The 24,306-nt window shown below is 72.7% G+C and carries 17 protein-coding genes; 10 read left to right on the top strand and 7 right to left on the bottom strand.

Features of this window, described 5'->3' with window-relative positions:
• The first annotated feature begins 115 nt into the window (after nucleotides 1-115).
• The gene (locus ET445_RS09830; RefSeq protein WP_129191011.1) at nucleotides 116-1,489 is read left to right on the top strand and encodes a zinc-dependent metalloprotease; all 1,374 of its coding nucleotides are present in this window, start codon (nucleotides 116-118) and stop codon (nucleotides 1,487-1,489) included.
• A 533-nt stretch (nucleotides 1,490-2,022) separates the two neighbouring features.
• Here ET445_RS09830 and ET445_RS09825 read toward each other — a convergent pair.
• Together ET445_RS09825 and nudC are read right to left on the bottom strand one after the other, a co-directional pair.
• Nucleotides 2,023-4,257, bottom strand: a complete 2,235-nt coding sequence (locus ET445_RS09825) for an ATP-dependent helicase (protein WP_243695156.1) — start codon at nucleotides 4,255-4,257, stop codon at nucleotides 2,023-2,025.
• A complete protein-coding gene (nudC, locus tag ET445_RS09820) occupies nucleotides 4,176-5,252 on the bottom strand; it encodes an NAD(+) diphosphatase (RefSeq protein WP_243695155.1) in 1,077 nt (358 codons plus the stop codon). Before nudC ends, ET445_RS09825 begins: the two co-directional genes overlap by 82 nt.
• Nucleotides 5,253-5,375: 123 nt before the next feature.
• Between nudC and ET445_RS09815 the strand changes: the two genes are divergently transcribed.
• Nucleotides 5,376-6,638 carry a phosphotransferase gene (locus tag ET445_RS09815; protein WP_208008360.1) on the top strand — a complete coding sequence of 421 codons (1,263 nt, stop codon included), beginning with the start codon at nucleotides 5,376-5,378 and terminating at the stop codon, nucleotides 6,636-6,638.
• Here ET445_RS09815 and ET445_RS09810 read toward each other — a convergent pair.
• The gene (locus ET445_RS09810) at nucleotides 6,572-9,919 is read right to left on the bottom strand and encodes an ATP-dependent DNA helicase (protein WP_243695154.1); all 3,348 of its coding nucleotides are present in this window, start codon (nucleotides 9,917-9,919) and stop codon (nucleotides 6,572-6,574) included. The two genes, ET445_RS09815 and ET445_RS09810, sit on opposite strands and share 67 nt — an antisense overlap.
• On the bottom strand, nucleotides 9,916-13,164 hold the full coding sequence (locus tag ET445_RS09805) for a PD-(D/E)XK nuclease family protein (protein WP_129191005.1): 3,249 nt from the start codon (nucleotides 13,162-13,164) through the stop codon (nucleotides 9,916-9,918). Before ET445_RS09805 ends, ET445_RS09810 begins: the two co-directional genes overlap by 4 nt.
• A gap of 94 nt (nucleotides 13,165-13,258) precedes the next feature.
• Between ET445_RS09805 and ET445_RS17240 the strand changes: the two genes are divergently transcribed.
• Nucleotides 13,259-13,480, top strand: coding sequence for a DUF3107 domain-containing protein (locus ET445_RS17240; protein ID WP_165314361.1), 222 nt, complete (start codon nucleotides 13,259-13,261; stop codon nucleotides 13,478-13,480).
• Nucleotides 13,480-13,788 carry a hypothetical protein gene (locus ET445_RS09795; RefSeq protein ID WP_243695153.1) on the top strand — a complete coding sequence of 103 codons (309 nt, stop codon included), beginning with the start codon at nucleotides 13,480-13,482 and terminating at the stop codon, nucleotides 13,786-13,788. The genes ET445_RS17240 and ET445_RS09795 overlap by 1 nt, the downstream gene beginning before the upstream one ends.
• 52 nt (nucleotides 13,789-13,840) lie before the next feature.
• Here ET445_RS09795 and ET445_RS09790 read toward each other — a convergent pair whose 3' ends face one another.
• The gene (locus tag ET445_RS09790) at nucleotides 13,841-14,554 is read right to left on the bottom strand and encodes a ferritin-like fold-containing protein (protein ID WP_243695152.1); all 714 of its coding nucleotides are present in this window, start codon (nucleotides 14,552-14,554) and stop codon (nucleotides 13,841-13,843) included.
• A 132-nt stretch (nucleotides 14,555-14,686) separates the two neighbouring features.
• On the opposite strand from ET445_RS09790, the gene ET445_RS09785 reads away from it, so the two are divergent.
• Nucleotides 14,687-16,195, top strand: coding sequence for a DEAD/DEAH box helicase (locus ET445_RS09785; protein ID WP_129190999.1), 1,509 nt, complete (start codon nucleotides 14,687-14,689; stop codon nucleotides 16,193-16,195).
• 103 nt (nucleotides 16,196-16,298) lie between these two features.
• On the opposite strand, the gene ET445_RS09780 is transcribed toward ET445_RS09785, so the two are convergent.
• Nucleotides 16,299-17,186, bottom strand: a complete 888-nt coding sequence (locus ET445_RS09780) for a PHP domain-containing protein (protein ID WP_129190997.1) — start codon at nucleotides 17,184-17,186, stop codon at nucleotides 16,299-16,301.
• Nucleotides 17,187-17,247: 61 nt separating this feature from the next.
• Between ET445_RS09780 and ET445_RS09775 the strand changes: the two genes are divergently transcribed.
• The gene (locus tag ET445_RS09775; protein WP_129190995.1) at nucleotides 17,248-18,279 is read left to right on the top strand and encodes an endonuclease/exonuclease/phosphatase family protein; all 1,032 of its coding nucleotides are present in this window, start codon (nucleotides 17,248-17,250) and stop codon (nucleotides 18,277-18,279) included.
• Nucleotides 18,280-18,350: 71 nt separating this feature from the next.
• On the top strand, nucleotides 18,351-19,931 hold the full coding sequence (locus tag ET445_RS09770) for an aminopeptidase P family protein (RefSeq protein WP_129190993.1): 1,581 nt from the start codon (nucleotides 18,351-18,353) through the stop codon (nucleotides 19,929-19,931).
• 1 nt (nucleotide 19,932) lies between these two features.
• Here the strand turns inward: ET445_RS09770 and ET445_RS17630 are convergent, their stop codons facing one another.
• A complete protein-coding gene (locus ET445_RS17630) occupies nucleotides 19,933-21,180 on the bottom strand; it encodes a TIGR02611 family protein (protein WP_165314360.1) in 1,248 nt (415 codons plus the stop codon).
• Between the two features lie 69 nt (nucleotides 21,181-21,249).
• Between ET445_RS17630 and ET445_RS09760 the strand changes: the two genes are divergently transcribed.
• The 3 genes from ET445_RS09760 to ET445_RS09750 are packed head-to-tail and all read left to right on the top strand — an operon-like array spanning nucleotide 21,250 to nucleotide 24,284.
• A complete protein-coding gene (locus ET445_RS09760; protein WP_129190991.1) occupies nucleotides 21,250-22,581 on the top strand; it encodes a magnesium transporter MgtE N-terminal domain-containing protein in 1,332 nt (443 codons plus the stop codon).
• The gene (locus tag ET445_RS09755; RefSeq protein WP_129190989.1) at nucleotides 22,568-23,116 is read left to right on the top strand and encodes a DUF1003 domain-containing protein; all 549 of its coding nucleotides are present in this window, start codon (nucleotides 22,568-22,570) and stop codon (nucleotides 23,114-23,116) included. Before ET445_RS09760 ends, ET445_RS09755 begins: the two co-directional genes overlap by 14 nt.
• Nucleotides 23,106-24,284, top strand: coding sequence for an Mrp/NBP35 family ATP-binding protein (locus ET445_RS09750; protein WP_129190987.1), 1,179 nt, complete (start codon nucleotides 23,106-23,108; stop codon nucleotides 24,282-24,284). Before ET445_RS09755 ends, ET445_RS09750 begins: the two co-directional genes overlap by 11 nt.
• The last annotated feature ends 22 nt before the right edge of the window (nucleotides 24,285-24,306 follow it).

The following is a 24,306-nucleotide window of genomic DNA, read 5'->3' as shown; positions in this document are numbered from 1 at the left end:
GATTCTGCGGTGTTCGCGGCAGGCGGACAGCCGATGGCTCAGCCTAGGCCATTTCCCAGCGTGGGCGGTGGGAGGCGGCGCTAGCGTGGGATCACCGCGACCAGGAGGTACCCGTATGGCCGACCGCGACGACACCGGCGAAGGTGCGAGCCCCGAAGACGAGTTCCGCGACATGTTCCGCGAGTTCCTGTCGGGCTCGGGCGGCATGGATGCCGCGAACCTCGCGAAAGCGGCGGGCCTGCCGAACGACCCGGCCGCCCTGCAGGCGATCTTCTCCCAGCTCCAGCACGCGATGGCGAACGCCGGCGACGGCATCGACTGGTCGATCGCCCTGAAGCAGGGCGAGCAGCGCGCGTCGGTCGAGCAGCGTCAGCTCGACGACGCCGAGCGCGCGCGCTTCGATCAGGCGTTCCAGGTCGCATCCCTCTGGCTCGACGAGGCGGTGGATGTCTCCTCCCTCCCCCAGGGCCCCGAGCTCTTGACCCGCCGCGCGTGGGTCGCGGCGACGATGCCCGTGTGGACGCAGGTCGCCGAGCCCGTCGCGCTTTCGATCGCCGACTCGCTCACGAAGGTGATGAGCGAGCAGGCGCCCGAAGAGATGCGGTCGATGATCCAGGGCGCGACGGGGATGCTCCGGGGCATCGGCGGGACCCTCTTCGCGATGCAGCTCGGCCAGGTCGTGGGCCAGCTCGCGACCGAGGTGGTCTCGGGCGGCGACATCGGCATCCCCCTCATGGAGGACGGTCGGGCCTCGATCCTGCCGCAGAACGTCGCGGAGTTCGGCGCCGACCTCGAGATCGCCTCCGACCAGATCGAGCTGTACCTCGCGGTGCGCGAGATCGCGCACGCACGGTTGTTCCGTCACGCGCGCTGGCTTCGACTGCACCTCGTCACGGCCATCACGACGTACGCGCGCGGGATCGGCATCGACATCGAGAAGCTCGAGGAGCTCGCCGAGGGCTTCGACCCGTCGAACACCGACGCGCTGCGCTCGGCGGTCGAGAACGGCGCGCTCATCAAACCGCGGAGCGACTCGCAACAGGCGGCGCTCGACCGGCTCGAGACGATGCTCGCGCTCGTCGAGGGATGGGTCGACGTCGTCACGGCGGATGCCACGACTCGCCTGCCCGGCGCCGACCGCATCGCCGAGACCATCCGTCGCCGCCGGGCGTCGGGCGGTCCCGCCGAGTCGGCGCTCGCGACCCTCGTGGGTCTCGAGCTGCGGCCGCGTCGCCTCCGCGAGGCGGCCGCGATGTGGCGGGCCGTGACCGATGCGGTCGGCGTCGCGCAGCGCGACGCGCTGTGGGCCCACCCCGACCTCCTGCCGCTCGCGGCCGATCTCGACGACCCCGCCGGGCTCGTCGCGCGACTCACGGGAACCGACGCCGAGGTCAACTCGGCCGACGACGAATTCGACCAGGCGCTCGAGCAGCTCCTTCGAGGCGAGACGCCGGCGGCGCCCGGCGAAGACGGCGAAGACCCCGCGTAGGGCTGAACGGGCGCCGACCGTGCGCTGACCGACCGCTGCGCGTCGGTCGACCGAGCGCTGCGAGCCTTCCGGATGCCCTGTGGAGGAGTCGTCCTGTGGACGGACGGCGCGTCGTGCGGCCGTCTTCCGGCAGGCTCTCGCCCATGACGCCGCGCATCGACCCCGATCTTCCGTTCGTCTGGCGCACGCCCGAGACGCTGCAACTCGGCGCGCCCGAAGCGCTCGTCGTACTCGATCGGCCCGCGGGCGCCGAGCTCGAACTCCTGAAGCTCCTGCGCCGCGGCGCGAGCATCCCGACGCTTCGCGCGATCGCCGAGGGTCTCGACTTCCCGGCCGGAGAGTTCGACGGGTGGCTCGCGGGGCTCGCACCCGTGCTCGTCGAAGGCGGGCCGGCTGTCGCGCGCGACGGTTCGCAGTCGACGGATGCCCCGCCCGCGCCAGTGCACGCGGGCTCGAGCGTGCTCGTGGCCGGCGAGGGTCGGCTCACGGCATTCGTGCGGCAGGCGCTCGGAGCGCTCGGGCACGACGTGCGGTCATTCGGCGGTGGCACACACGCCGACGCCGCCGACTCGGCGCCCGCTGCCATCTCGGCGGTCGTGCTCGTCGCCGACCGGGTCGTGCTGCCCGCCCAGCACCTCCCCCTCATGCGTCGCGACATCCCGCACGTCCCGATCGTGCGCCACGGCGCGACCGCGACCGTCGGACCGTTCGTGCTTCCGGGCGATTCCGCGTGCCTGCGGTGCATCGATCTCGGCCGTCGCGATGCCGACGACGCGTGGCCCATGGTCGCGAGCCAGCTGGCTTCGGCCCCGTCGCCCGGGCAGCACGTGCGTGCCGACTTCGAGGCGGCCGCCCTCGCGGCCGCCGCCGTCGACGACTACCTCGGCGAGCGGCTCCCGTCCCTCGTCGACGCGACCGTCGAGGTCAGCGGCCGGGGTGCTCCGCCGCGGCGGCGGGCGGTCGCTCCGCACCCTGCGTGCGGATGTCGAGCTCTCGAAGGAAGCGTGACGGCTCTCGATCTGCACGAGGACCTCCCCGATCCGGCGCGCCCAGCTCAGTTCGAGTCGTCGCCGTGCCCGCGTGATGCCGACGTAGAACAGGCGGCGCTCCTCGTCGATCGCCGCAAGGCCTTTGGCGTACGCGATGGGCACGAGCCCCTCGGTGAGTCCCACGATGAAGACTTCGTCCCACTCGAGACCCTTCGCCGAGTGCAGCGTCGCGATCGTCACCGCTTCGACCGTCGGCTCGTGCTGTGTCTCGGCGCGAGCTCGCAACTGATCGGCGAACTCGCGGAACGTCGTCGAGGGCGGCACGTCGTCGACGAGCTTCGCGATCGCGTTGAGCGACTCCCACCGCGACCGCACGGCACCCGGGCCCTCGGGCGCCGCGAGCGACCAGCCGAGCGAGCGCAGCACGTCGCTCACCGACTTGAACAGCGGCTCGTCGGTCGGCGCGAGCGCCGCCGCGCGGAGCGCGTGCACGGCCTCGCGGACCTCGGGCCGGTCGAAGAAGCGCTGCGCGCCCCGCACCCGCACGGGCACACCCGCATCTTCGAGGGCCTGTTCGTAGACGCCCGACTGCGAGTTCACCCGAATGAGGATCGCGACGTCTTCGGGCTTCACGCCCGCCGCGAGCCGATCGCGGATGAGCGCCCCGACCGCTCGTGCCTCGACGAGCTCGTCGGGGTGTTCGCACACGACGGGCTCGGGCGCCCCGGAGGCGCGCGCCGAGGCATCCGTCGAGACATCCGCGACATCCGCCCGCAATCGCAACGCCCCCTCGCGACCGCGCATGAGGCGGTTCGCGGTCTCGACGATGGGCGCCGTCGACCGGTAGTTGTGCTCGAGGCGCACGAGCGTCGCGTCGGCGTACGTCCGCTCGAATCCGAGCAGGTAGTCGGCGGTCGCGCCCGCGAAGCTGTAGATCGTCTGGCTCGCGTCGCCGACGACGCACAGGTCGCGGCGGTCGCCGAGCCACAGCTCGAGCAGGCGCTGCTGGGCGGGCGAGACGTCCTGATACTCGTCGACGACGAAGTGGCGGTACTGCTCGCGCACGTGCATCGCGACCGACGGCTCGGTCTCGATCATGCCCGCGGTGACGAGGAGCACGTCTTCGAAGTCGAGCATGCGGCGCTCGTCTTTCAGCTCTTCGTAGGCGTCCATGATCGCGAGGTGCTGCGGGATCGTGAGGTCGCCCGCCGGACCGCGCGACGGCAGCCGCTGCTCGTACTCGGCGGGACTCAACAGCTGCACCTTGCGCCACTCGATGTGCGCCGCGACATCCCGTAGCGTCGCCGTGTCGACCCTGACCTTCGCACGCTCGGCGGCCTGGCCGAGCAGCCGCCCCTTGAAGTCGAGCACGCGCGGCGCCGGCCCGCCGACGACGAGCGGCCAGAAGTGCCCGAGCTGCGCGAGCGCCGCCGCGTGGAATGTGCGCGCCTGCACCCGGCCTGCGCCGAGCAGGTTGAGCCGCGACCGGAGCTCTGCCGCCGCGCGCGCCGTGAACGTGAGCGCCATGACGCGCGCCGGATCGTACGTGCCCGACGCGACGCCGTACGCGATGCGGTGCGTGATCGCGCGCGTCTTGCCCGTGCCCGCTCCCGCGAGCACGCACACCGGACCGATGAGGGCCTCGGCGACGATGCGCTGCTCCTCGTCGAGCGCGGCGAGGATCACGTCGGGCTCGGTCACGAAGCGGCCTTCGGGGCGGCGGATGTCTCGGAGCCGGCGGATGTCTCGGCCGCGATCGCGGGCGTCGCCGACGTCCACGCCGCGTCGCCGCCGGGGAGGGCGCCGCCGTACCAGCCCTCGAGAAGCCAGCGGGCGATCGACACCGTGCCGGGCAGGACGACGTCACCGGTCGCCGATGCGAGCTCGTCACGCGTGAACCAGCGCAATTCGAGGATCTCCTCGCCGTCGGGCTCCGCGACCTTCGGGTCGACGCCGGCCGCGACGCGCGCCGTGAGGCCGATCATGAGGCTCGCGGGGAACGGCCACGGTTGCGAGGCGCGGTACTCGATCCGGTCGACGGCGAGGCCCGCCTCCTCGCGGATCTCGCGCACGACCGCGGCCTCGAACGACTCGCCCGGCTCGACGAATCCGGCGAGGAGCGAGAACCGGCCCTTCGCCCACATCGCGTTCGACCCGAGCAGTACGCGATCGTCGTCGTCGGTCACGAGGACGATGACCGCAGGGTCGGTGCGGGGGAACTGGAGGCTGTCGTCGACGAGGCAGCGGCGGGCCCACCCGCGCTGCACGGGTTCGGTCGCGCCGCCGCATCGAGGACAGAACGGGTTGCGCTCGTGCCAGGTCGCAAGGGCGACGGCCTCGGTCGCGAGCGCGGCCGCGAAGTCGGCCTCGCCGCTCGACGCGCCGCCCGATTCGTCGGCCGCTTCGTCGGCCGCTTCGTCGGCGGCTTCGTCGGCGAAGATCATGCCGGCAACGCGAAGCCCCGCCCACCGCGCGTCTTGCGGTTCGATGGCGTCCGCCGCATCGTCGTCGAAGACGCGCGCCTCGAGCGGCGCACCGTCTGCGCCACGCCCGAGATACAGACGCAGGATCGGCTCGGGAAACGCCGACGGATGTCTGAGGTCGAGCGCGGGCGCCGAGCCGTCGACACGCTCGGCGAGGAGCATCCGCCCCGCGCGAAGCGCGAGCACTCGGGCCGTAGGATCGGCGTCGAACCGCTCGGGGAAGCCCTCGTCGACGCGCGACTCGGCGTCGCGATCGACGACGGCGCGCGTGAGCGGCGGCGGGGACTGCACGGGTTCGACCACCTCTCGACGCGGGCTCACGGAGTCGGCGGGAAGGCGTGGCGCTCGCAGCCGCGGCGGCGATGCCTGCTTAAGCTGTGTGCCATGGCCAGACCCCCTCTCACTCTAGCCGCGTTGGCCACAGCGGCGGTGCCCGGCCTGGAGGTTCGAGCGGCTGCCCCGCACACGCGGCGATCGGGCGGCGGCTACGACGCCGTGCTCTTGCACACGACCGACGGTCGGCATCTCCTCATCCGCGTGCCGCGGTCGCAGGCCGCCGAGACCGAGCAGTCCGCCGACCTCGTCGCGATCCGCTCCATCACGACCGGCATCCGCTCGCGGCTGCCGTTCGACGTGCCCGCGTTCGTCGGACAGACGCCGATCGACGGCACACGCGCGATCGTCACCGAGTTCGTGCCCGGCGCCGTGCGCACTCCTGACGAACTCACCGCCGAATCGCGGCTCGCCGAGTCGGTCGGGCTCGCGATCGCCGCCATCCACATGCTTCCGGCGGGGTTCGTCGCCGATGCGGGCCTCCCCCGCGCGACCGCCGCAGACTGCCGCGACGACGTCGTGGCCCTCATCGGGCGCGCTGCCGACACGGGCCGGCTCCCGGCCGCCCTCGTGCGCCGGTGGGAGCAGGCGGCCGACGACGCAGCCCTCTGGCGGTTCGAGCCGACCGTCGTCAACGGGCTCCTCACGGCCGATTCGATCCTCGTCGACGGCGACCACGTCTCGGGCGTCGTCGGCTGGTCGGCCCTCGCCGTCGGCGACCCCGCACGCGACCTGCACTGGCTGCTCACCTCTCGCGGTGAAGCCGCAGAGCGTGCCCTCGAGGCCTATCTCGTCGCGCGCCAGGGCGCCGCCGACGAGCACCTCGCGCGCCGCGCCCTGCTCTACGGCGAACTCGAACTCGCGCGCTGGCTCCTCCACGGCGTCGACTCGCACGACGCCGACATCGTCGCTGACGCCGTCTCCCTCCTCGACGGGCTCGTGCAGCGGGTCCACGACCACTCGAGCGAGCCGCTCGGCGTCGAGACCGGCCCCATCATGACGGTCGGGGAGGTCGAGCGGATGCTCGACGACACGCCTCGCGAACACCGCCAGCGCGAAGCGGGAGATGCGTTCCTCACCGACAGCTACGACTTCTCGGAGCTCCGCCGCGACGGGCTCGCAGGCGACGAGCCCGCCGACCTTACCGCACCGCTGCCACTCGACCTGAGCGACTGGGGCGACGCCGATCCGGCCGCGACGCAGCCGATCGACGTGCTCGACGCGGCCGAGGCGGCTGAGGCGTCCGCAGGTGCCGGTGCCGGCGAGGCATCCGCCGCTCAGTCCGACGCCGCCGATGCCGCGAGCGCCGACGCCCAGGCCCCGCGCAACGCCGCTTCGTCGTAGAGGTCGCCCGGTCTGATGACCTCGTCGTCCTCGACGAAGTAGAAGCACGCGTCGATCGTCTCGGGCGCGACGCCCGCCCAGTTCGCGTACGCGAGCCGGTAGAGCGCGAGCTGGGTCTGCTTGAGCTCGAGGTCGCGATCATCGCGGGGCGCCTTGCCCGTCTTCCAGTCGACGACCTGATGACGGATGCCTCGTGCCCCGAGCTCGCTCGCAGGGTCGACGTCGTAGACGGCGTCGAGCTTGCAGACGAACACGTGGCCGTCGAGCGGCAGGTGCAGTTCGATCTCGACCGCGCTCGGCCTCCGGCCGCCCCACTCGGACGCCTCGAACGTCGCCTTGAGCGAACGGAGGCGCTCCTCGGTCGGGTCGGCGAGCACTCCGGGGTCGGCCTGCCCGCCCGGATTCGACCCCTCGTGCTCGTCGGCACCGCCGAAACCGCCCGCACCGGCGCCGACCGGCAGCCCGAACAGGTCGACGTCGTCGATGCGCTCCGCCTCGGCCTCGCCCGTCGAGCGGTGCTCGACCCACCGGTGGAAGAGCGTGCCGATGCGCGTCGCGCGGAACGGGCGCTGCGGCATCGGCCGGCGGAGGTGCGCCGCGACCGCCGCCGGGTCGTCGACGTAGTCCTTGAACCGCGAGGCAGGCACGCGCGTGGGGATCGCCGTGGTGCCGGGGCCGAGTTCTCGCAGCCGGCGCTCTTCGAGGAGGAGGTCGATCTCTTCTCGCAGCAGGCGCCCGATGCCCTCGCCCGTCGGCCGCTCGGCTGCGTCGCGCACGGCCGCGGCCGCGGCTTCGACTGCCGCGCGGCGCGGGCCGAGCGGGTCGAGCGGCCACGTCACGGTGTCGGTACGTCCCGCGAGCGGGTTCTCGTCGTGCTCGGATGCCACGGGAAGCGCGTCGGCGGCGACGATGCCCGCCTGCACGAGTTCGCGCAAGAACGGGCTCGGTTGCCGCGGCGTCTTCTGCGTCGCCCACCACGAGCCCGCCAGCAGCAGATCACCGCGCGTGCGCGTCACGGCGACGTAGGCGAGCCGACGCTCCTCCTCGGCGTCGCGTGCCGCATTCTCGGCGCGGAACGCCTGCTCGGCCTCGTCGTACTCGAGTTGGCTCTGCACACCGCGCCAGCACAGTTCGGGCAGTTCGTCGCGGTCGCCCTTGAAGTCGTTCGGCAGCTCGCCGACCGCGAGCCAGCCGGCCGTGGTGCGCGGCTTCGCGGGCAGTTCGTCGTCGACGAGCCGCGGGATCGCGACGAGATCCCACTCGAGCCCCTTCGACCCGTGGATCGTGAGCACCTGCACGGCGCCCGGCTCGGGGTCGTCTTGGCGGGGCGCGAGCCGGTCACGCTGTTCGGCCTCCACGAGCCAGCCGAGGAAGGCCCCCAGCGTCGCGTGCTCGGCGACGTCGACGAACCCGGTGAGGAGTTCCTCGAACGCGTCGAGGCTCGGTCGGCCGAGCGAGCGGTCGGCGTTCGCTGCGACCTCGATGTCGAGGAGGAGTTCTTGCGCGACGAGCGCGACGAAGTCGACGAGCCCGAGCCCGGCCCGTCGGCGGAGGCCCTGCAGTTGCGCGCCCGCTCGACGGAGACGCGAGAGTCCGGTCTCGCTGAATCCGGCGAGGGCACGGTGCGAATCGGGTGTCGAGAGCAGGAAGTCGAGCGCGTCGACGATCGAAGGCGACTCGTCGGCCGCGATCGAGGCGCGGATGCCTCGGCGCACGTCGTCGGCGAGGCGCCGGCTCGAGGCATCCCGCTCGGCGAGCCAGCCCGCGAGCGAACGCAAGGCCGCGAGGTCGGCGACTCCGATGCGCCACCGCGCGCCCGCGAGCAGCCGGATGAGTTCGGCTCCGGCTGTGGGATCGTGCACGACGCGGAGCGCGCACACGAGGTCGGCGATGACGGGCTGGTCGAGCAGGCCCGCGAGGCCGAGGACGTGCACGGGAACTCCGCGGCGGCGGAGTGCGCTCGCGAACCGGTCGACGTGGGTCATCGTGCGGACGAGGAGAGCGCCGCTCGGAGGCGTTGCGGCACCACGCGCATCGACGCCTGCGAGTCGCTCGGCGAACCACCTCGCGATGCGCTCGGCCTCGTCGTCGATCGTCTCGTGCCATGCGACCTCGATGCGGCCCTGCGCGGCGAACGGCGACGGCGCGAGCGGCGCCTTCGGCACGCCGGAGTCGAGCGGCGCGATGAGCGCGTTGGCGGCGTCGAGGACGGTGCGCGGGTTGCGCCAGCTCGTCGAGAGGTCGAAGAGGTCGGCTCCGGCTTCGCCGCCGAAGTCGCTCCCGAACCGGGCGAGATTCGCCGCGCTCGCGCCGCGCCAGCCGTAGATCGACTGGTCGGGATCGCCGACGGCCATGACGGCGGTGCCGCCGAACAGGGTTGCGAGCAGTCGGGTCTGCACGACGCTCGTGTCTTGGTACTCGTCGAGGAGCACCGCCCGGTAGCGGTCGCGCGCGAGGTCGACGACCTCGGGGTTCCGCTCGCAGATCGCGAGGGCGAGGGCGACCTGGTCGCTGAACTCGACGTACCCGCGCTCGCGCTTGGCCGACTGGTACGCCTCGGCGAGGTCGAGGAGGAGCGGGAGTGCGTCGACGACGGCGAGCGCCTTCTCGAACGACTCGTACGGCACCTTCTTGCGCGGGTTGCCGAACGGCAGGTCATCCATCGCGAGGAAGTCGCGTGCGAACGCTTTGACGTCGCGCGGGTCGGCGACGTTCTCGGCGAGCGCACGGCTGAGTTGCAGCACCGACGCGGTCACCTGGTCGAGCGATCGGTCGAGGTCGACGAGGCGCGGGTCGGCCGAGGAGGCGACGACCGTTCGCGCGAGCTGCCACGAGGATGCCTCGCCGAGCACCGCCGCGTCGGGCTCGCGCCCGATGAGGAGCGCGTGCTCACGGTAGATCGTGCTCGCGAACGAGTGGTAGGTGCCGACCGACGCGGCCTCGAGCGGGTCGAGATCGAGCTCGGCGATGCCCGCCTCCACGAGCTGGGCGACGCGGTCGCGGATCCGCTCGGCGAGTTCGCCGGCGGCCTTGCGCGTGAAGGTGAGGCCGAGCACCTCGGGCACGTCGACGTGCCCGTTGGCGAGGAGCCACACGACGCGGTTCGCCATCGTCTCGGTCTTGCCGCTTCCCGCGCCCGCGACGACGAGGTGCCGCCCGCGCGGGTCGGCTTCGATGACGGCGCGCTGCTCAGGCGTCGGCGCGTCGAGGCCGAGCGCCTCGGCGATCGAGAGCGCCGAGAGCCCCGGCGCGTTCGCCGCGGCCCCGTCCGCCCCGGTCACGCCGACACCGCCGGAACGAGCTGCACGCGGTACTGCCATCCTGAGAACCTCGATCTGTAGGGCAACTCGGCGGGACTGTCGAACGTCGCGCCCGCCATCGTGCGGGCGACGGCGTCGAGCCGTTCGAGGAACGCCTGCTCGGCGTCGTCGTCGAACGGCTGCTGTGCGCGTTCGCTGTAGTCGCGCCCGCTCGCGGGCTTCGCGACGTACACGAGCTTGGCGCCGCCGAGGCGGCCCGCATTCGGCACTTCGGCGGCACGCGCGGCGAGCTGGTAGGCGGCGAGCTGCGGATGCTTCGCCGTCTGCGGGCCTGTCGGGGGCGTGCGGCCGGTCTTGAGGTCGACGATGACGGTCGTGCCGTCGGGCGAGGCCTCGATGCGGTCGATCGTGCCCGTGAGCTTTGCGCGGCCGGCGACGAGGGTGAACCGCCCTTCGGCGCCGAGCAGCACTTTGCCCTCGTCGGCGAACGCCGCGAGGTACCCGGCCGCGCCCTCGGTCATGGTGCGGGCGCCGCGGCGCTCGCGCTCGGCGACCCAGCCTGCCTCGAATCGCAGTTCGTCGAGACGCGCCTCGACATCGGCCCACAGGGTCTCGACGCTCACGTCGCCGTCGTCACGAGCACCGGCGGCCTCGACGACGGCGTGCACGATCGTGCCGATCGAGGCCGCGATCCCCGACGGCGAGGACGCCACGTGGTCGACGAACCATCCGAGCGGCGACTCTTCGGCGCGGTCGATCTGCGACGGAGACACCGCGACGACCGCCTCGGGGTCGCCGTCGAGATCGACGAGGGGCGCCGTCGTCGACGGCTCGCGGAGCCCGTACCACTCGTCGGGGTGGGCACCCGCAACACCCGCCTCGGCGAGCATCCAGAGCGCCGCAGGCGCGTCGCCCGAGGCATCCGCCGCCGCTTCGCGCCGGAGCGCGCCCACGAGCCCGCGAAGGTGCAGCGGACGCTTGCGCACCGCACGGACGCGCTCGCGCGCGTACCCCATGAGCACCGACGGCTGCTCGTCGTCGTTCGCCGTGCACGAGAGCACGAGCTGGCGGGTCGCGCGCGAGATCGCGAGCACGAAGAGCCGCAGCTCGTCGCTGCGGACCGAGGCGCGCGCCTCGGCGACGGTGTCGGGTGCGGGCGCCGGTTCGCCCGATTGCGCCGCAGCGAGCGCGCGGGGCAGGAGCGACGCCTGCAGGATGGTGCCGCGCGGGCGCAGGTTCGGCCACACGCCCTCTTGCAGCCCCGCGACGACCACCACGTCGAACTCGCGCCCGACGAGCGCGGGCGGGGTTGCGACGAGCACGGTCTCGGCCGTGCGCTGCGGCGCGAGCGTGTCTTCGGGCAGTTCGCTCGCGAGCACCTCGTCGACGAATCGCACGGGCGGCGCCCCCGACTCGCGCTCGGCGAACCGCTGCGCCGCCGAGAAGAGCGCCACGGCCGCGTCGAGCGACCGGTTCGCCTCTTCGGCCAGTACGCCCGTGCCGGCCGCCTGGGCCGCCCACTCGGTCGCGAGGCCGCTGCGGTCCCACAGCGCCCACAGCACCTCTTCGATCGTGCCGCCCCGCCCGGCGACGGTGCGCGCCGCCGACAAGAGCTTGGCGAGCCGCCCGGCGCGGCGTGCCGGCGCCGCGTCGATGGTCTCGAATCCGCCGGGTGCGCCGAGCGCGTCGACGAGGAGTTCGTCGGAGGTGCGCCCGCCGCCCGCCGCGAGTTCGTCGTGCCGTAGTGCGAGCCGCAGCCTTCGAAGCCCGACCGCGTCGAGCCGCCCGAGCGGCCCGATGAGGAGCGACACGGCGAGCCCCGCCGTGAGCGGCTCGCGGCCGAGCACGACCGATGCCGCCGCGAGCAGCGCCGCCGCGACCGGCGCGTCGCGGAGCGGCATGCGCGCGACGCCGCCCGCGGTCGGCACGTCGGCGAGCGCGAGCGCGCGCTCGAAGCCCGGCACGTCGCCCCCGGAACGCAGCACGACGGCCATGCGCGACCACGGCACGCCGTCTTTCAGGTGCCGTTCGCGGAGGAGCGCGGCGATCGACTGGCATTCGGCGGCGTGCGAGGGCGCCTCGATGCCGAGGATCGGCGCGAGGGGATCGGATGCCTCGAGCACAGGGCCGGATGCCTCGGGGCTCGCCGACGAGACATCCGGCGACGAGACATCCGACGTGTTCGAGGCATCCGCCCCCTCGCCCCGCCCGCGGTGCGTGCCGCCGAGCGCCGCCCCGATGCGCGACGACACGGCCGCCGTGAGCGCGCGCAACTCGGGACGGCCGCGGTACCGGCCGCCGAGTTCGATGCGTTCGACGGCTGCGCCGAGCAGTTGCGCGAGCGTGCCGAGGAGCTCTGGACGGCCGCCCCGGAAGCCGTTGCTCGCGACGTCGGGGTCGCCGATCGCGACGACCGCGACGCCGCGTCCGGCGAACGCCGCGAGCAGCGCCGCCGCGCCGTGCGTGGCCTCTTGCGCGTCGTCGACGACGATGAGCCGCACGCGTGCGAGCGCACCGAGCGCGAGCTCGGCGTCGGGCTCGGTCGCAGCCAGCCGCACGATGGCGGCCGCGTACGCGCCGAGCTCGCTCGAGTCGAACTGCGACCCGCGCACGAGTTCTTTGACGTCGTCGTACTCGTGCAGGAACTCCCCCGCCGCGATCCACTCCGGCCTCGCCGCGAACCGGCCGAGACCGGCGAGCGCGGGCCCGTCGACACCGTGCTCGACGGCGCGCATGAGGAGTTCGCGGAGTTCGGCTCGGAAGCCGTGCAGCCGCCGCACGTCGTCGCCGAGCGCGTCGGGCCACTGGGGGCCGCCGCCGTCGACCGCGGCGCCCTCGAGCAGGTCGGCGATGAGCTGGTCGTGTTCGGCGCCGGTCAGCAGGGTCACGGGCTCGCCCGTGTGCGCCCGCACGAGCTGGAACGCGATCGAGTTCGCCGTGCGCGCGAGCGGCCCGCGCGTGACTTCGCCGAGACGCACCGAGAGACGGTCGCGGAGGGCCGCCGCCGTCTGCCGGCTCGGCGCGACGAGGAGCACCTCGTCGGTCGCGTACCCGCGGCGCTCGATGCGGTCGGCGACGAGTTCGACCGCGAGGGTCGTCTTGCCCGAGCCGGGCGCGCCGAACACCGCCCCCGAGACGCCGTCGGCGAGCGCGAGGGCGCGCGCGGCGCCGGGGTCGGCGGAGAGCGCGGCCGAGTCGTCGACGACCGGCGCGTCGGGCGAAGCATCCGTCGCTCGGAGTTCGGGTCGGGCGGGTGTTCGGGGCATGTGCGTCACGTTAACCCGTTCCGCCGACAGTGAACGTCAGGCGGGGCCTCCGGGGCGTGCCATAGTGTTGGCAGCACGACAAGAAAGGTGCATCGTGGACGTTCGTATCGGCCTCCAGAACTCCCCTCGTGAACTCGGATTCGAGTCGTCTCAGACGGCCGCCGAGATCGAGCAGGCCGTCTCCGCCGCCCTCTCGGGGCAGCCTCTGCTGAAGCTCACCGACGCCAAGGGCGCCGTGTTCGTCATCCCGACGAGTGCACTCGCCTACGTCGAGATCGGCTCCGAAGACGAGCGTCGCATCGGGTTCGTCGCCTGATGGAGCTCCTCTTCGTCGTCCTCGGCGGTGCCATCCTCGGCCTCGCCGCCCGCTACGTCCTTCCCAAGCGCCACACGCACGGCGTCGTGCTCATTCCGGCGATCGGCGCGGCCGTCGCCGCGGTCGTCTGGGTCGGGCTCACCTGGCTCGGCTGGGCGTGGGACGGAGGCTGGATCTGGGTCGCGTCGCTCGCCGCTGCAGGCGTCGTCGCCGCGGCATCCGCGCTCCTCATCGGGCCGCGTCGCGAGCACGCCGATCACGTCCTCTTCGAGCGCCTCTCGCGCCCTGGCACGGCCGCCGCGCGCTGACGCCCACCGCACGAACGGGCGCCCTCGTCTCGAGGGCGCCCGTTCGGCGCATTCAGGCCGTGAGGCCGAGCGCGTCCATACGGCGCGTGTGCTCGGCGATGAGTTCGGTGAACACGGGTTCGACGTCTTCGTCGCGGCGTCCTTCGGGCTCCGCTGCGCGGAGCGCGTTGCGGGCGACGAGCAGGGTGTCCCCGACGAGGCTGCGACCCCACAGGGCGAGCCGGTCCGCGAGGCCGGGATCTTCGGCGATCGCCCGCTGGAGTTCGGCCGAGAGGACCTCGGCGGCGCCCGCCTCGGAGAGGATGTCGCGCACGCGCGCGCCGCGGTCGTGCGGGAGTCCGGCGGCGAGCCGTGCGAAGAAGTCGTCGAGCATGCCCGACGTGACGTGGATGCCGAGGAGGAGTTCGGACCACTCGGCGCCCGCGATCTTCTCGCGGAAGCGGTCGAGCTCTGGTGTGAACGGCGCCATGACCTCGACGGGCTCCACGCCGTCGCGGCGGAGTTCGGCGATGAGCGCGTGGTGCTTCTTGAGCGCGACGCCCGCGGCGGCGCTGAGTCCCTCTTTCGAGGCGAGCGTGGGGGCGCCGGCGACGGCCTTGGCGAGGTTCTCGAAGCTCTCGAGCTGGAGCACGGCCGCTTGGCCGAGCAGCTCGTTCGGTTCGGGGACGAGTTCGGTGAAGTCGACCTTCGCGAGCTGGGTCGGCGTCACGCGCGGACGGATGAAGGGCGTCTCGCGCTTCTCGCGCCGACTGGAACGGAACACCACGCCAGACAGCATATCCGGGCCCGTTCAGGTCGCTCGGCTAGGGTAGGGGGGCACGCGGGCGATGGAACCGCGGCCGTGCGCCGGCTGGAGAAGACACCGGGCGCATCCCATGAATCACCGACAGGACTCTCCGTGACCACGTTCACCGAACTCGGCGTCGCGCCCGACATCGTCGAGGCACTCGCCGGCAAGGGCATCGTCGATGCCTTCCCCATCCAAGAGCAGACCATCCCCCTCGCCCTCACCGGGCAGGACATCATCGGCCAGGCCAAGACCGGCACGGGCAAGACGTTCGGCTTCGGCCTCCCGATCATCCAGCGCCTCGGCGACGACCCGGCGCCGGGCGTCAAGGTGCTCGTCGTCGTGCCGACGCGCGAGCTGTGCGTGCAGGTGACCGAAGACCTCGAGCTCGCGACGTCGAACCGTGCGACGAAGGTCGTCGCGATCTACGGCGGCAAGGCGTACGAGGGGCAGATCGAGGCGATCAAGGCGGGTGCGCAGATCGTCGTCGGCACGCCCGGACGCCTCCTCGACCTCGCGAGCCAGCGCCTGCTCGATCTCGGCCAGGTGCAAGAGATGGTGCTCGACGAAGCCGACAAGATGCTCGACCTCGGCTTCCTCCCCGACATCGAGAAGCTGTTCGCGAAGACGCCGGCCGTGCGCCACACGATGCTGTTCTCGGCGACCATGCCGGGCGTGATCGTCGCGCTCGCGCGCCGCTTCATGACGAAGCCGATCCACATCCGCGCGACCGACCCCGACGAGGGCCTCACGCAGGCGAATATCAAGCACGTCGTCTACCGCGCGCACTCGCTCGACAAAGACGAAGTGATCGCCCGCATCCTCCAGGCCGAGGGCCGCGGCAAGACGGTCATCTTCACGCGCACCAAGCGCGCCGCGGCGAAGCTCGTCGAAGAGCTCAACGACCGCGGGTTCAACGCGGCGGCCGTGCACGGCGACTTGAACCAAGACCAGCGCGAGCGCGCGATGGCCGCGTTCAAGGCGGGCAAGAAAGACATCCTGATCGCGACCGATGTCGCAGCCCGCGGCATCGACGTCGACGACGTGACGCACGTCATCAACCACACGATCCCCGACGACGACAAGACGTACCTGCACCGCGCGGGCCGCACGGGCCGTGCCGGCAAGACGGGAATCGCGGTCACGTTCGTCGACTGGGACGATCTGCACAAGTGGGCACTGATCAACCGCGCGCTCGAGTTCGGCCAGCCCGAGCCGACCGAGACCTACTCGTCGAGCCCGCACCTCTACACCGACCTCGACATCCCTGCGGGCACGAAGGGGCGCCTGAAGCCGGCCGCCGCCGCGCCGCGCGCCGCGACCGCCGGTCGCACCGAGGGCGAGCGTGCGCCGCGCGGCGAGCGCGCCTCGGGCGACCGCGCACCGCGCAGCCGGACGCGCACGCGCGGCGGACGCCCTGCGGGCGAAGGCCAGACGGATGCCTCGAGCCAGGCCCCTGCGGCGAGCGCGGGCGGCGAGCCCGTCCGCGAGCCCGGTACGGGCACGCACGACGGCCACGGTCACGAGCACCACGACGGCAACGCGGCTCCGCGTCGGCGTCGCCGCCGTCGCGGCGGCTCGCGCTCGGGCGGGCAGGCACCCGCGGCGCCGCAGGCGTAGGCCGCGCGCGTCAGCGCGCTGCGACCACCGGATGCCTCGTCCCGAGCCGCGCTCGGACGGGGCATCCGTCGTCTCAGTCGGTGGGCCGGGGGCGGTTCGGGCGCTACGGCAGCACGGGCACGCTGCCCGTGCCTTCGGCGACGATGCGTGCGACGACGTCGGGCGCGGTCGTCTGCTCTCCGAGTCGGTTGGGCTTGCCCGCCCCGTGGTAGTCGCTCGAGCCGGTGATCGCGAGGCCGTACTTCGCGGCGAGTTCGCGGAGGCGCGGCTTGGCCGTTTCGCGGTTCTCGGGGTGGTCGATCTCGAGGGCGAAGAGGCCCGCGTCGACGAGTTCCGCGAGCCGCGGCTCGGGGATGATCAGCCCGGCCCCGCGCGTGCCCGGGTGGGCGAGGACCGGCACTCCCCCGGCCGCACGGATGAGCCGCACGCCCGCGACGGGGTCGGGTGCGTAGTGCGGCTGCGCGTAGCCGTTGCGCGGGTCGAGGATGCCGTCGAACGCGGCAGAACGGTCGGGCACGTGCCCGCGCGCGACGAGCGCGTCGGCGATGTGCGGGCGGCCGATGGTCGCGCCCTCGGCGGTCTGGGCGAGGACGTCGTCCCACGTGAGGGCGTAGTCGCGCGAGATGCGTTGCACGATCTCTTCGGCACGGGTGAGGCGCGATTCGCGGATGCGGGCGGTCTCGGCGAGGAGCGCTTCGTCGAAAGGATCGATGAGGAGTCCGAGCAGGTGCACGCTCGTGTAGCCGTCGCGCGTCGAGAGCTCCATGCCGGGGATGAGCGCGACGCCCGTCTCGGGGACGGCGGCGGCGGCTTCGGCCCACCCGGCGGTCGAGTCGTGGTCGGTGAGCGCGATCGCGCCGAGTCCGATCGACGCCGCCTCGGCGAGGAGCGCCGCAGGCGTCTCGGTGCCGTCGGAAACGACCGAGTGCACGTGCAGGTCGGCGGCGCCGAACGGCCACGGGGTCTGCGAGGGCGCGGGGTCGGCTGGCATCTGCTCATGCTAGCGGCGGCCTCCCAGCAAGGCCGCCCGCGACCTCGTTAGGCTCGGTGGAATGCTCCTGCGCATCCTCGGCTGGGCCGTCTTCGTCGCGACGGTCGTCGCTGCCGCGGTGCTCGCGTGGCCGCAGGCGTGGGGGCTTCACAACCAGTGGGTCGCGGCGCACGTCGTCGCGCTCCGCGGGATCGCGGCGGCTGGAGGCATCCTCTTCGCCCTGGTCTTCGCGCTGTTCGCGATCCCGAAGCGCACGCGGCGCTTCGGCGTCGCGATGGCGACGGTGCTCGCGGTCTTCGCGGCCGCGAACGTCGGGGTGCTCGCGTCGCGGGGCTTCGCCGGGTCGGATGCCTCGGCCGAGACATCCGCCGACCCGACCTCGGTGACCGTCCTCGCCTGGAACACGCTCGGCGAGGAGCCGTCGGCGGCGATGATCGCGCAGCTCGCGCTCGACGAGGGCGCCGACGTCATCGCGCTCCCCGAGACGACCGAGGAACTCGGCGAGGAGATCGCCGTGCTCATGCGCGACGGCGGGCGGCCCATGTGGGTGCATTGGCAGTCGTTCGACCAGATCTCGAAGGCGCGCTCGACGACCCTCCTCATCAGCCCCGATCTCGGCGACTACGACGTCGTGTCGGCCGAGGCGACGGGTCCGCCCGGCAACACGAACACGCTGCCGACGGTCGTGGCCGATCCTGTCGACGGCGACGGGCCGCGCATCATCGCGGTGCACGCGGTCGCGCCGATCCGCTGGGAGCTCCGCAACTGGCGGAGCGACCTCGACTGGATCGCCGACCAGTGCGCAGGCGACGACGTGATCATGGCGGGCGACTTCAACGCGACCGTCGACCATTTCGCGGGACGCGGGGTCGACGGCGGCGATCTCGGCCGCTGCCGCGACGGCGCGGTCGCGGCGGGCGCGGGCGGGATCGGCACGTGGCCGACCGATCTGCCCGAGTTCTTCGGCGCCCCCATCGATCACGTGCTCGCGACGCCCGATTGGAAGGTCGCGTCGTTCCGGGTGCTCGGCGAACTGGATGACTCGGGCAGCGACCACCGCCCGGTCGTGTCGACGCTCGTCCGCGCGGGCTGAGTCGCGCGAACGAGCTTGCGGCCGAAGCATCCGGCCGTTCCGACATCGGCGCGTGGTGGGAGAATGGGGACATGTCCGAGACCACCGACACCTCGACCGCGCCCGTTTCGACCGACACCCCCGAGTCGAGCGAGGCGACCCAGACCGCCGACCGCAATCGCAACCGTTCGACGACGCCCGGTTCGGAGCACTTCAAGGAGTTCATCTCCACGGAGTGGGCCGAGCGCGACGAGCCGCTTCCCGCTCCGCGCGAGCAGGCGGCGTTCGCGGCCGCGCGCCGTGCGAAGGTGTCCGCGGCGTTCCCGGGACTCCGGCTCGTGATCCCCGCGGGCGAGATGAAGCAGCGGGCCAACGACACCGAGTACCCCTACCGTGCGCACTCGGCGTTCGCGCACCTCACAGGCTGGGGCAGCGACTCCGAGCCCGGCGCAGTGCTCGTGCTCGAGCCGTCGGGCGACGGTCACGACGCGACGGTCTACTTCCGCGAGCGCGCGGGGCGCGACTCCGACGAGTTCTACGCGAACCCCGCGATCGGCGAGTTCTGGATCGGGCCGCGCCCGTCGCTCGCGCACGTCGCGGCCGACCTCGCGGTCGCCACTCGCGACATCCGCGACTTCGACGCCGTCGTCGACCGCATCGACACCGCGACGCTCGTGCTTCGCGAGGCCGACCCCGAACTGACCGAGCGCGTCGACAACGCGCGCGTACGCTTCGCCGCCGAGAAGGCGCTCAGCGAGAACGCGCAAGACACGCCCTTCTCGATCGAGTTCAACGCCGAGCACGAGCCCGACGACGACCTCGCGCGGGTCGTGAGCGAGCTGCGGCTCGTGAAGGACGCGTTCGAGATCGCCGAGCTCCAGGCGGCCGTCGACTCGACGGCTCGCGGCTTCGGCGAAGTGCTCGCCGAGCTCCCCCGCATCACGAGCGAAGTGCGCGGCGAGCGCGTCATCGAGGGCGTCTTCGCGACACGTGCGCGCCTCGAGGGCAATGACGTCGGCTACGGCTCGATCGCGGCCGCAGGCCCGCACGCGACGATCCTCCACTGGACGCGCAACGACGGCCCCGTCGTGCCCGGCGACCTCGTGCTCCTCGACGCGGGCGTCGAACGCGACACCTACTACACCGCCGACATCACGCGCACGTTCCCCGTGAACGGCACGTTCTCCGACGTGCAGCGCAAGGTCTACGAGGCCGTGCTCGAAGCCGCCGACGCGGCGTTCGCGATCGTCAAGCCCGGCATCGTCTTCCGCGAGGTGCACGCCGAGGCCATGAAGGTCATCGCGAAGAAGACCGCCGAGTGGGGCTTCCTGCCGGTCACGGCCGAAGAGTCGCTCGAGCCCGAGAACCAGTACCACCGCCGCTACATGGTCCACGGCACGAGCCACCACCTCGGCCTCGACGTGCACGACTGCGCGCAGGCGCGGCGCGAGCTCTACATGGACGGAACGGTCGAGGCGGGCATGGTCTTCACGATCGAGCCCGGCCTGTACTTCCAGCCCGACGACCTCACGGTGCCCGAGGAGTTCCGCGGCATCGGCGTCCGCATCGAGGACGACATCCTCGTGACCGCCGACGGCGCCGTGAACCTCTCGGCGGCGATCCCGCGCACCGTCGACGCCGTCGAGGCGTGGGTGCGGGGCGCGCAGGGCTGAGTCAGGCGGTGCCCGCCGCACGCCGCGCGGCGCGGCGGGCCTGCCACCACGCCCAGAACTTGGCGAGCATGCGCTTGAGCGACGCGGCGGCCCGGCGCGCCCACGCGAACTCGGTGCCGAGGATCGCGAGGCCGAGGAAGACGACGAGCCAGCCCGGTCCCGGCAGGGGCACGAGGGCGAGGCCGCCGACGGCGATCACGCCGCCGAGCACGCCGACGGCCGCGCGGTAGACGGTGCGAAGGCGAGGGTGGCGGTCGATCCGGCGGCGGATGCCTCGGAGCGCGCGCCGGATCGGCCGATCGCGCCGCTCGCCCGCGGCGATCTCGGCGTCGATGCGGCCCTCGAGTCCGTCGTGCGCTGACATGCGCGTCACGATATATCGCGAGTCTGCGGATCGTCCGTGAATCAGGCGAGGATGTCCCGGCGAAGGATTCTCAGCGACCGCCCTCGGCGTCCCCGGTGGGCTTCGACGCATCCGAGGCATCCGGTGCGCTCGAATCATCCGCCGACTGCGCACCCGCCTCGGGCGCATACTCGCCGTACTGCGGACGCTCGGGCGCGCCCGCGCGGCCGCGGCCGCTTCGTTCCGCGCCCGGCGCGCGGCATCCTGCGCCTCGCCGTAGGTGAGCTGTGGGCCGGTCGGTTCTGGTGCCGCCGTCGCCGGCTGCTCGGCCGGCGCCGACGACGCAGCCGCGGCCGTGACATCCGGAGCGCTCGACTCGGCCCGCGCCGACGAGCCAACCGCCTGCTCCGCCGCGCTCGCATCGACCCCGAGGACGTTCCGCGCCCGCGCGACGTGCGCCGTGTCGGCGATGATCGCGTAGCGGGTGGCGAGCACCTGCATGACCGACGTGAAGTCGCGGCGGCGGCGGTTGACGGAGTACGACACGAGCCCCGCGATGACGCCGAACCCGGCGCCGATGAGCACGGCCGACGCGAGGATGCCGATTCCGGCGCCCGTCGGGGAGAAGATGAAGAACAAGAGGCCGAGGAACGTGCCGAACCACGCGCCCGAGATCGCGCCGGCGCCCGCCGCGCGACTCCACGTGAGCTTGCCCGTGATGCGCTCGACGCTCGTCAGATCGGTGCCGACGATCGCGAGCTCGTTGACCGGGAACTCGGCCTTCGCGAGCTTGTCGACGGCGGCCTGCGCGGCTTCGTAGGTCTCGAAACTGGCGACGGTCTCGCCCTTCGGCAGAGCCGGGAACCCCTGGGCGGCGCGACGGCCGAACGGCGATTGACTGGTCACGCGCTCATCCTCCCACGAGCCGTGGCGCGGGGACCCGGCGTTGCGTCGGCGAGGGCTAAGTTGGTAGTCGTGAGCGCCACGAGAGTCTTCGTCGCCCGACTCGCCGGCTGCGCCGTCTTCGACCCCGCCGGTGACCGCGTCGGGAAGGTGCGCGACGTCCTCGTCGTGTACCGCCGAACCGAAGCCCCCCGCGTCGTGGGGCTCATCGTCGAGGTGCCCGGCAAGCGCCGCGTGTTCCTCTCGATCGGCCGCGTCACCTCGATCGGCGGCGGCCAGATCATCACGACGGGCCTCATCAACCTGCGCCGCTTCGAGCAGCGCGGCGGCGAGGTGCGCGTCATCGCCGAGATGCTCGGCCGCAAGGTCGTCTTCAACGACGGCTCGGGCGAGGCGACCATCGAAGACGTCGCGATCGAAGAGCACGACCCCGGCGAGTGGGAGGTCGAGCAGCTCTTCGTGCGTCGGCCCAAGGGCGCGACGCCGTTCTCGAAGGGGCAGTCGGCGTACGTCACGTGGCGCGAGGTGCGCGAGCAGGCGACGCCCGCGGGCGAGGCCCAGTCGGCCGAGCAGCTCATCGCGACCTACTCCGACCTGAAGCCCGCCGACCTCGCGAACACCCTCCTCGACCTGCCCGCCCAGCGCAGACAAGAGGTCGCCGAAGAACTCCCCGACGACCGGCTCGCCGACGTCCTCGAAGAGATGCCCGAGGCCGACCAGGTCGAGATCATCGCGGGCCTCGGCGACGACCGCGCCGCCGACGTCCTCGACCACATGCAGCCCGACGACGCCGCCGACCTCATCGCGCAACTGCCCGAGGAGCGCGGCGAGCACCTGCTCGAGCTCATGGAGCCCGAAGAGGCCGACGATGTTCGCATGCTCCTGACCTACGCTCCCGAGTCGGCGGGCGGTCTCATGACGACCGAGCCCATCATCGTCTCGGCCGACGCGACGGTCGCCGAGGGCCTCGCGCTCATCCGCCGCCACGACCTGCCGCCGGCACTCGGCGCGGCCGTGTGCGTGACGCTGCCGCCGTACGAGCCGCCGACGGGGCGCTTCCTCGGCATCGTGCACTTCCAGCGCATGCTCCGCTACCCGCCGCACGAGCGGCTGGGCTCGCTCCTCGACCAGGGCCTGGAACCGGTAACGGCCGACACGTCGGCCGCCGAGGTCGCGCGCATGCTCGCGAGCTACAACCTCGTCTCTGTGCCCGTCGTCGACGAGAAGCACCGGCTCGTCGGCGTCGTCACGATCGACGACATCCTCGACTACCTCCTCCCCGACGATTGGCGAAGTCATCCCGAAGACGGGGAGGTGACCAGGCGCGCGGCCGCGCGCGCCCAGCTGACGACGGGGAGCATCCCGATCCCGCACGGAAGGAGGGCAGGAGATGGCACGCGCTGACGCCGACGACCGGCGATTCGAGACCCCGAAGGGCACGCGCCGAACCGCGTTCCGCGGCGGAATGGACAAAGACACGTTCGGCCGCTTCTCCGAGGCCTTCGCGCGCGGCATGGGCACGTCGGGATTCCTCATCGGCATGACGGTCTTCGTCGTCGTGTGGCTGCTGTGGAACACGCTCATGCCCGCGGTGCTGCAGTTCGACCCGCGCGAGCTGAACTTCACGCTCCTGACGCTCATCCTGTCGCTGCAGGCGAGCTACGCGGCGCCACTCATCCTCCTTGCGCAGAACCGCCAGGACGACCGCGACCGCGTCCAGATCGAACAAGACCGCCAGCGGGCCGAGCGCAACCTCGCCGACACCGAGTACCTCGCGCGCGAGGTCGTCGCGCTGCGGCTCGCGATGCGCGAGCTGGCCTCGAAAGACTTCATCCGCGCCGAGCTCCGCCAGATCATCGACGAGCTCGACAAGCGCGACGGGGAGCGCGAGGCGGCGGAGTCGGCGGATGCCGCGGGGTCGGTCGAGCATGGTCGCTGACGACACGCTCGCCCTCGCCGAGCGCGTGCGCGCCGCGCTCGCGTCGGTCATCGACCCCGAGATCCGCCGCCCGATCACCGACCTCGACATGGTCGGCGGCGTCGAGGCGACGGGCGACGGGCGCGTGCGCGTCGACGTGCGGCTGACGATCGTCGGATGTCCCGCGAGCGACCGCATCGAGCGCGACACGCGCGCCGCGGCCGAGGCCGTCGCGGGTGCGGGCAACGTCGACGTCGCGCTCTCGGTCATGACGCCCGAGCAGCGCCAGGCGCTCACCGAGAAGCTGCGGGGTGGAGCCTCGGCGCGGCAGAACCCCTTCGGCCCAGGGAGTCTCACGAGGGTCGTCGCGATCACGAGCGGCAAGGGCGGCGTCGGAAAGTCGACGCTCACGGCCAACCTCGCGGTCGCGCTCGCTGCGCGCGGGCTCTCGGTCGGGCTCATCGACGCCGACGTGCACGGATTCTCGATCCCGGGGCTGCTCGGTCTCCTCGACGAGCACGGCAACCCGGTGCGGCCCACGCAGGTCGACGACATGATCCTGCCGCCCGTCGCGCACGGCGTGAAGGCCATCTCGATCGGCATGTTCGTCGAGCCCGCCGAGCCGGGCGGTCGCGCGTCGTCCGTCGCGGTCGCGTGGCGTGGCCCGATGCTGCACCGCACGCTCTCGCAGTTCCTCACCGACGTGTACTTCGGCGACCTCGACGTGCTGCTCGTCGATCTGCCGCCCGGCACGGGCGACGTCGCGATCTCGCTCGGGCAGCTGCTGCCGAACGCCGAGGTCGTCGTCGTGACGACCCCGCAGCCCGCCGCCGCCGACGTCGCCGAGCGCTCGGGCGTCGTCGCGCGCCAAACCGGCCAGACCGTGATCGGCGTGGTCGAGAACATGGCGGCGTTCGCGGCACCGGATGGATCGGTGCTCGACCTCTTCGGAGCGGGCGGCGGCGAGGAGCTCGCGCGGCGGCTCTCGGAAGGGCAAGACGAACCGGTGCCTGTGCTCGCGAGTGTGCCGCTCAGCGTCGCGCTGCGCCGCGGCGGCGATTCGGGGCATCCGGTTGTGGCGACCGAGCCCGACGATCCGGCGGCGCGCGCGATCGAGCAGGTCGCGGCGGCGCTCGCGACCCGCCCGCGGTCGCTGCAGGGCCGTCGGCTCGACGTCTCGGTGCGCTGAGCGGATGTCCCGCCGCGCCGCT

The sequence above is a fragment of the Agromyces protaetiae genome (assembly GCF_004135405.1).
GTDB lineage: Bacteria > Actinomycetota > Actinomycetes > Actinomycetales > Microbacteriaceae > Agromyces > Agromyces protaetiae.
Note: the sequence above shows the minus strand (reverse complement) of the source record. Positions and strands in the feature narration are given on the sequence as shown.

Excerpts from the sequence above, each read along its gene's own strand:
- ET445_RS09830 (WP_129191011.1), top strand. The coding sequence starts at position 116 with ATGGCCGACCGCGACGACACCGGCGAAGGTGCGAGCCCCGAAGACGAG.
- ET445_RS09805 (WP_129191005.1), bottom strand. The coding sequence starts at position 13,164 with ATGCCCCGAACACCCGCCCGACCCGAACTCCGAGCGACGGATGCTTCG.
- ET445_RS09795 (WP_243695153.1), top strand. The coding sequence starts at position 13,480 with ATGGAGCTCCTCTTCGTCGTCCTCGGCGGTGCCATCCTCGGCCTCGCC.
- ET445_RS09780 (WP_129190997.1), bottom strand. The coding sequence starts at position 17,186 with ATGCCAGCCGACCCCGCGCCCTCGCAGACCCCGTGGCCGTTCGGCGCC.
- ET445_RS09775 (WP_129190995.1), top strand. The coding sequence starts at position 17,248 with ATGCTCCTGCGCATCCTCGGCTGGGCCGTCTTCGTCGCGACGGTCGTC.
- ET445_RS09770 (WP_129190993.1), top strand. The coding sequence starts at position 18,351 with ATGTCCGAGACCACCGACACCTCGACCGCGCCCGTTTCGACCGACACC.
- ET445_RS09755 (WP_129190989.1), top strand. The coding sequence starts at position 22,568 with ATGGCACGCGCTGACGCCGACGACCGGCGATTCGAGACCCCGAAGGGC.
- ET445_RS09750 (WP_129190987.1), top strand. The coding sequence starts at position 23,106 with ATGGTCGCTGACGACACGCTCGCCCTCGCCGAGCGCGTGCGCGCCGCG.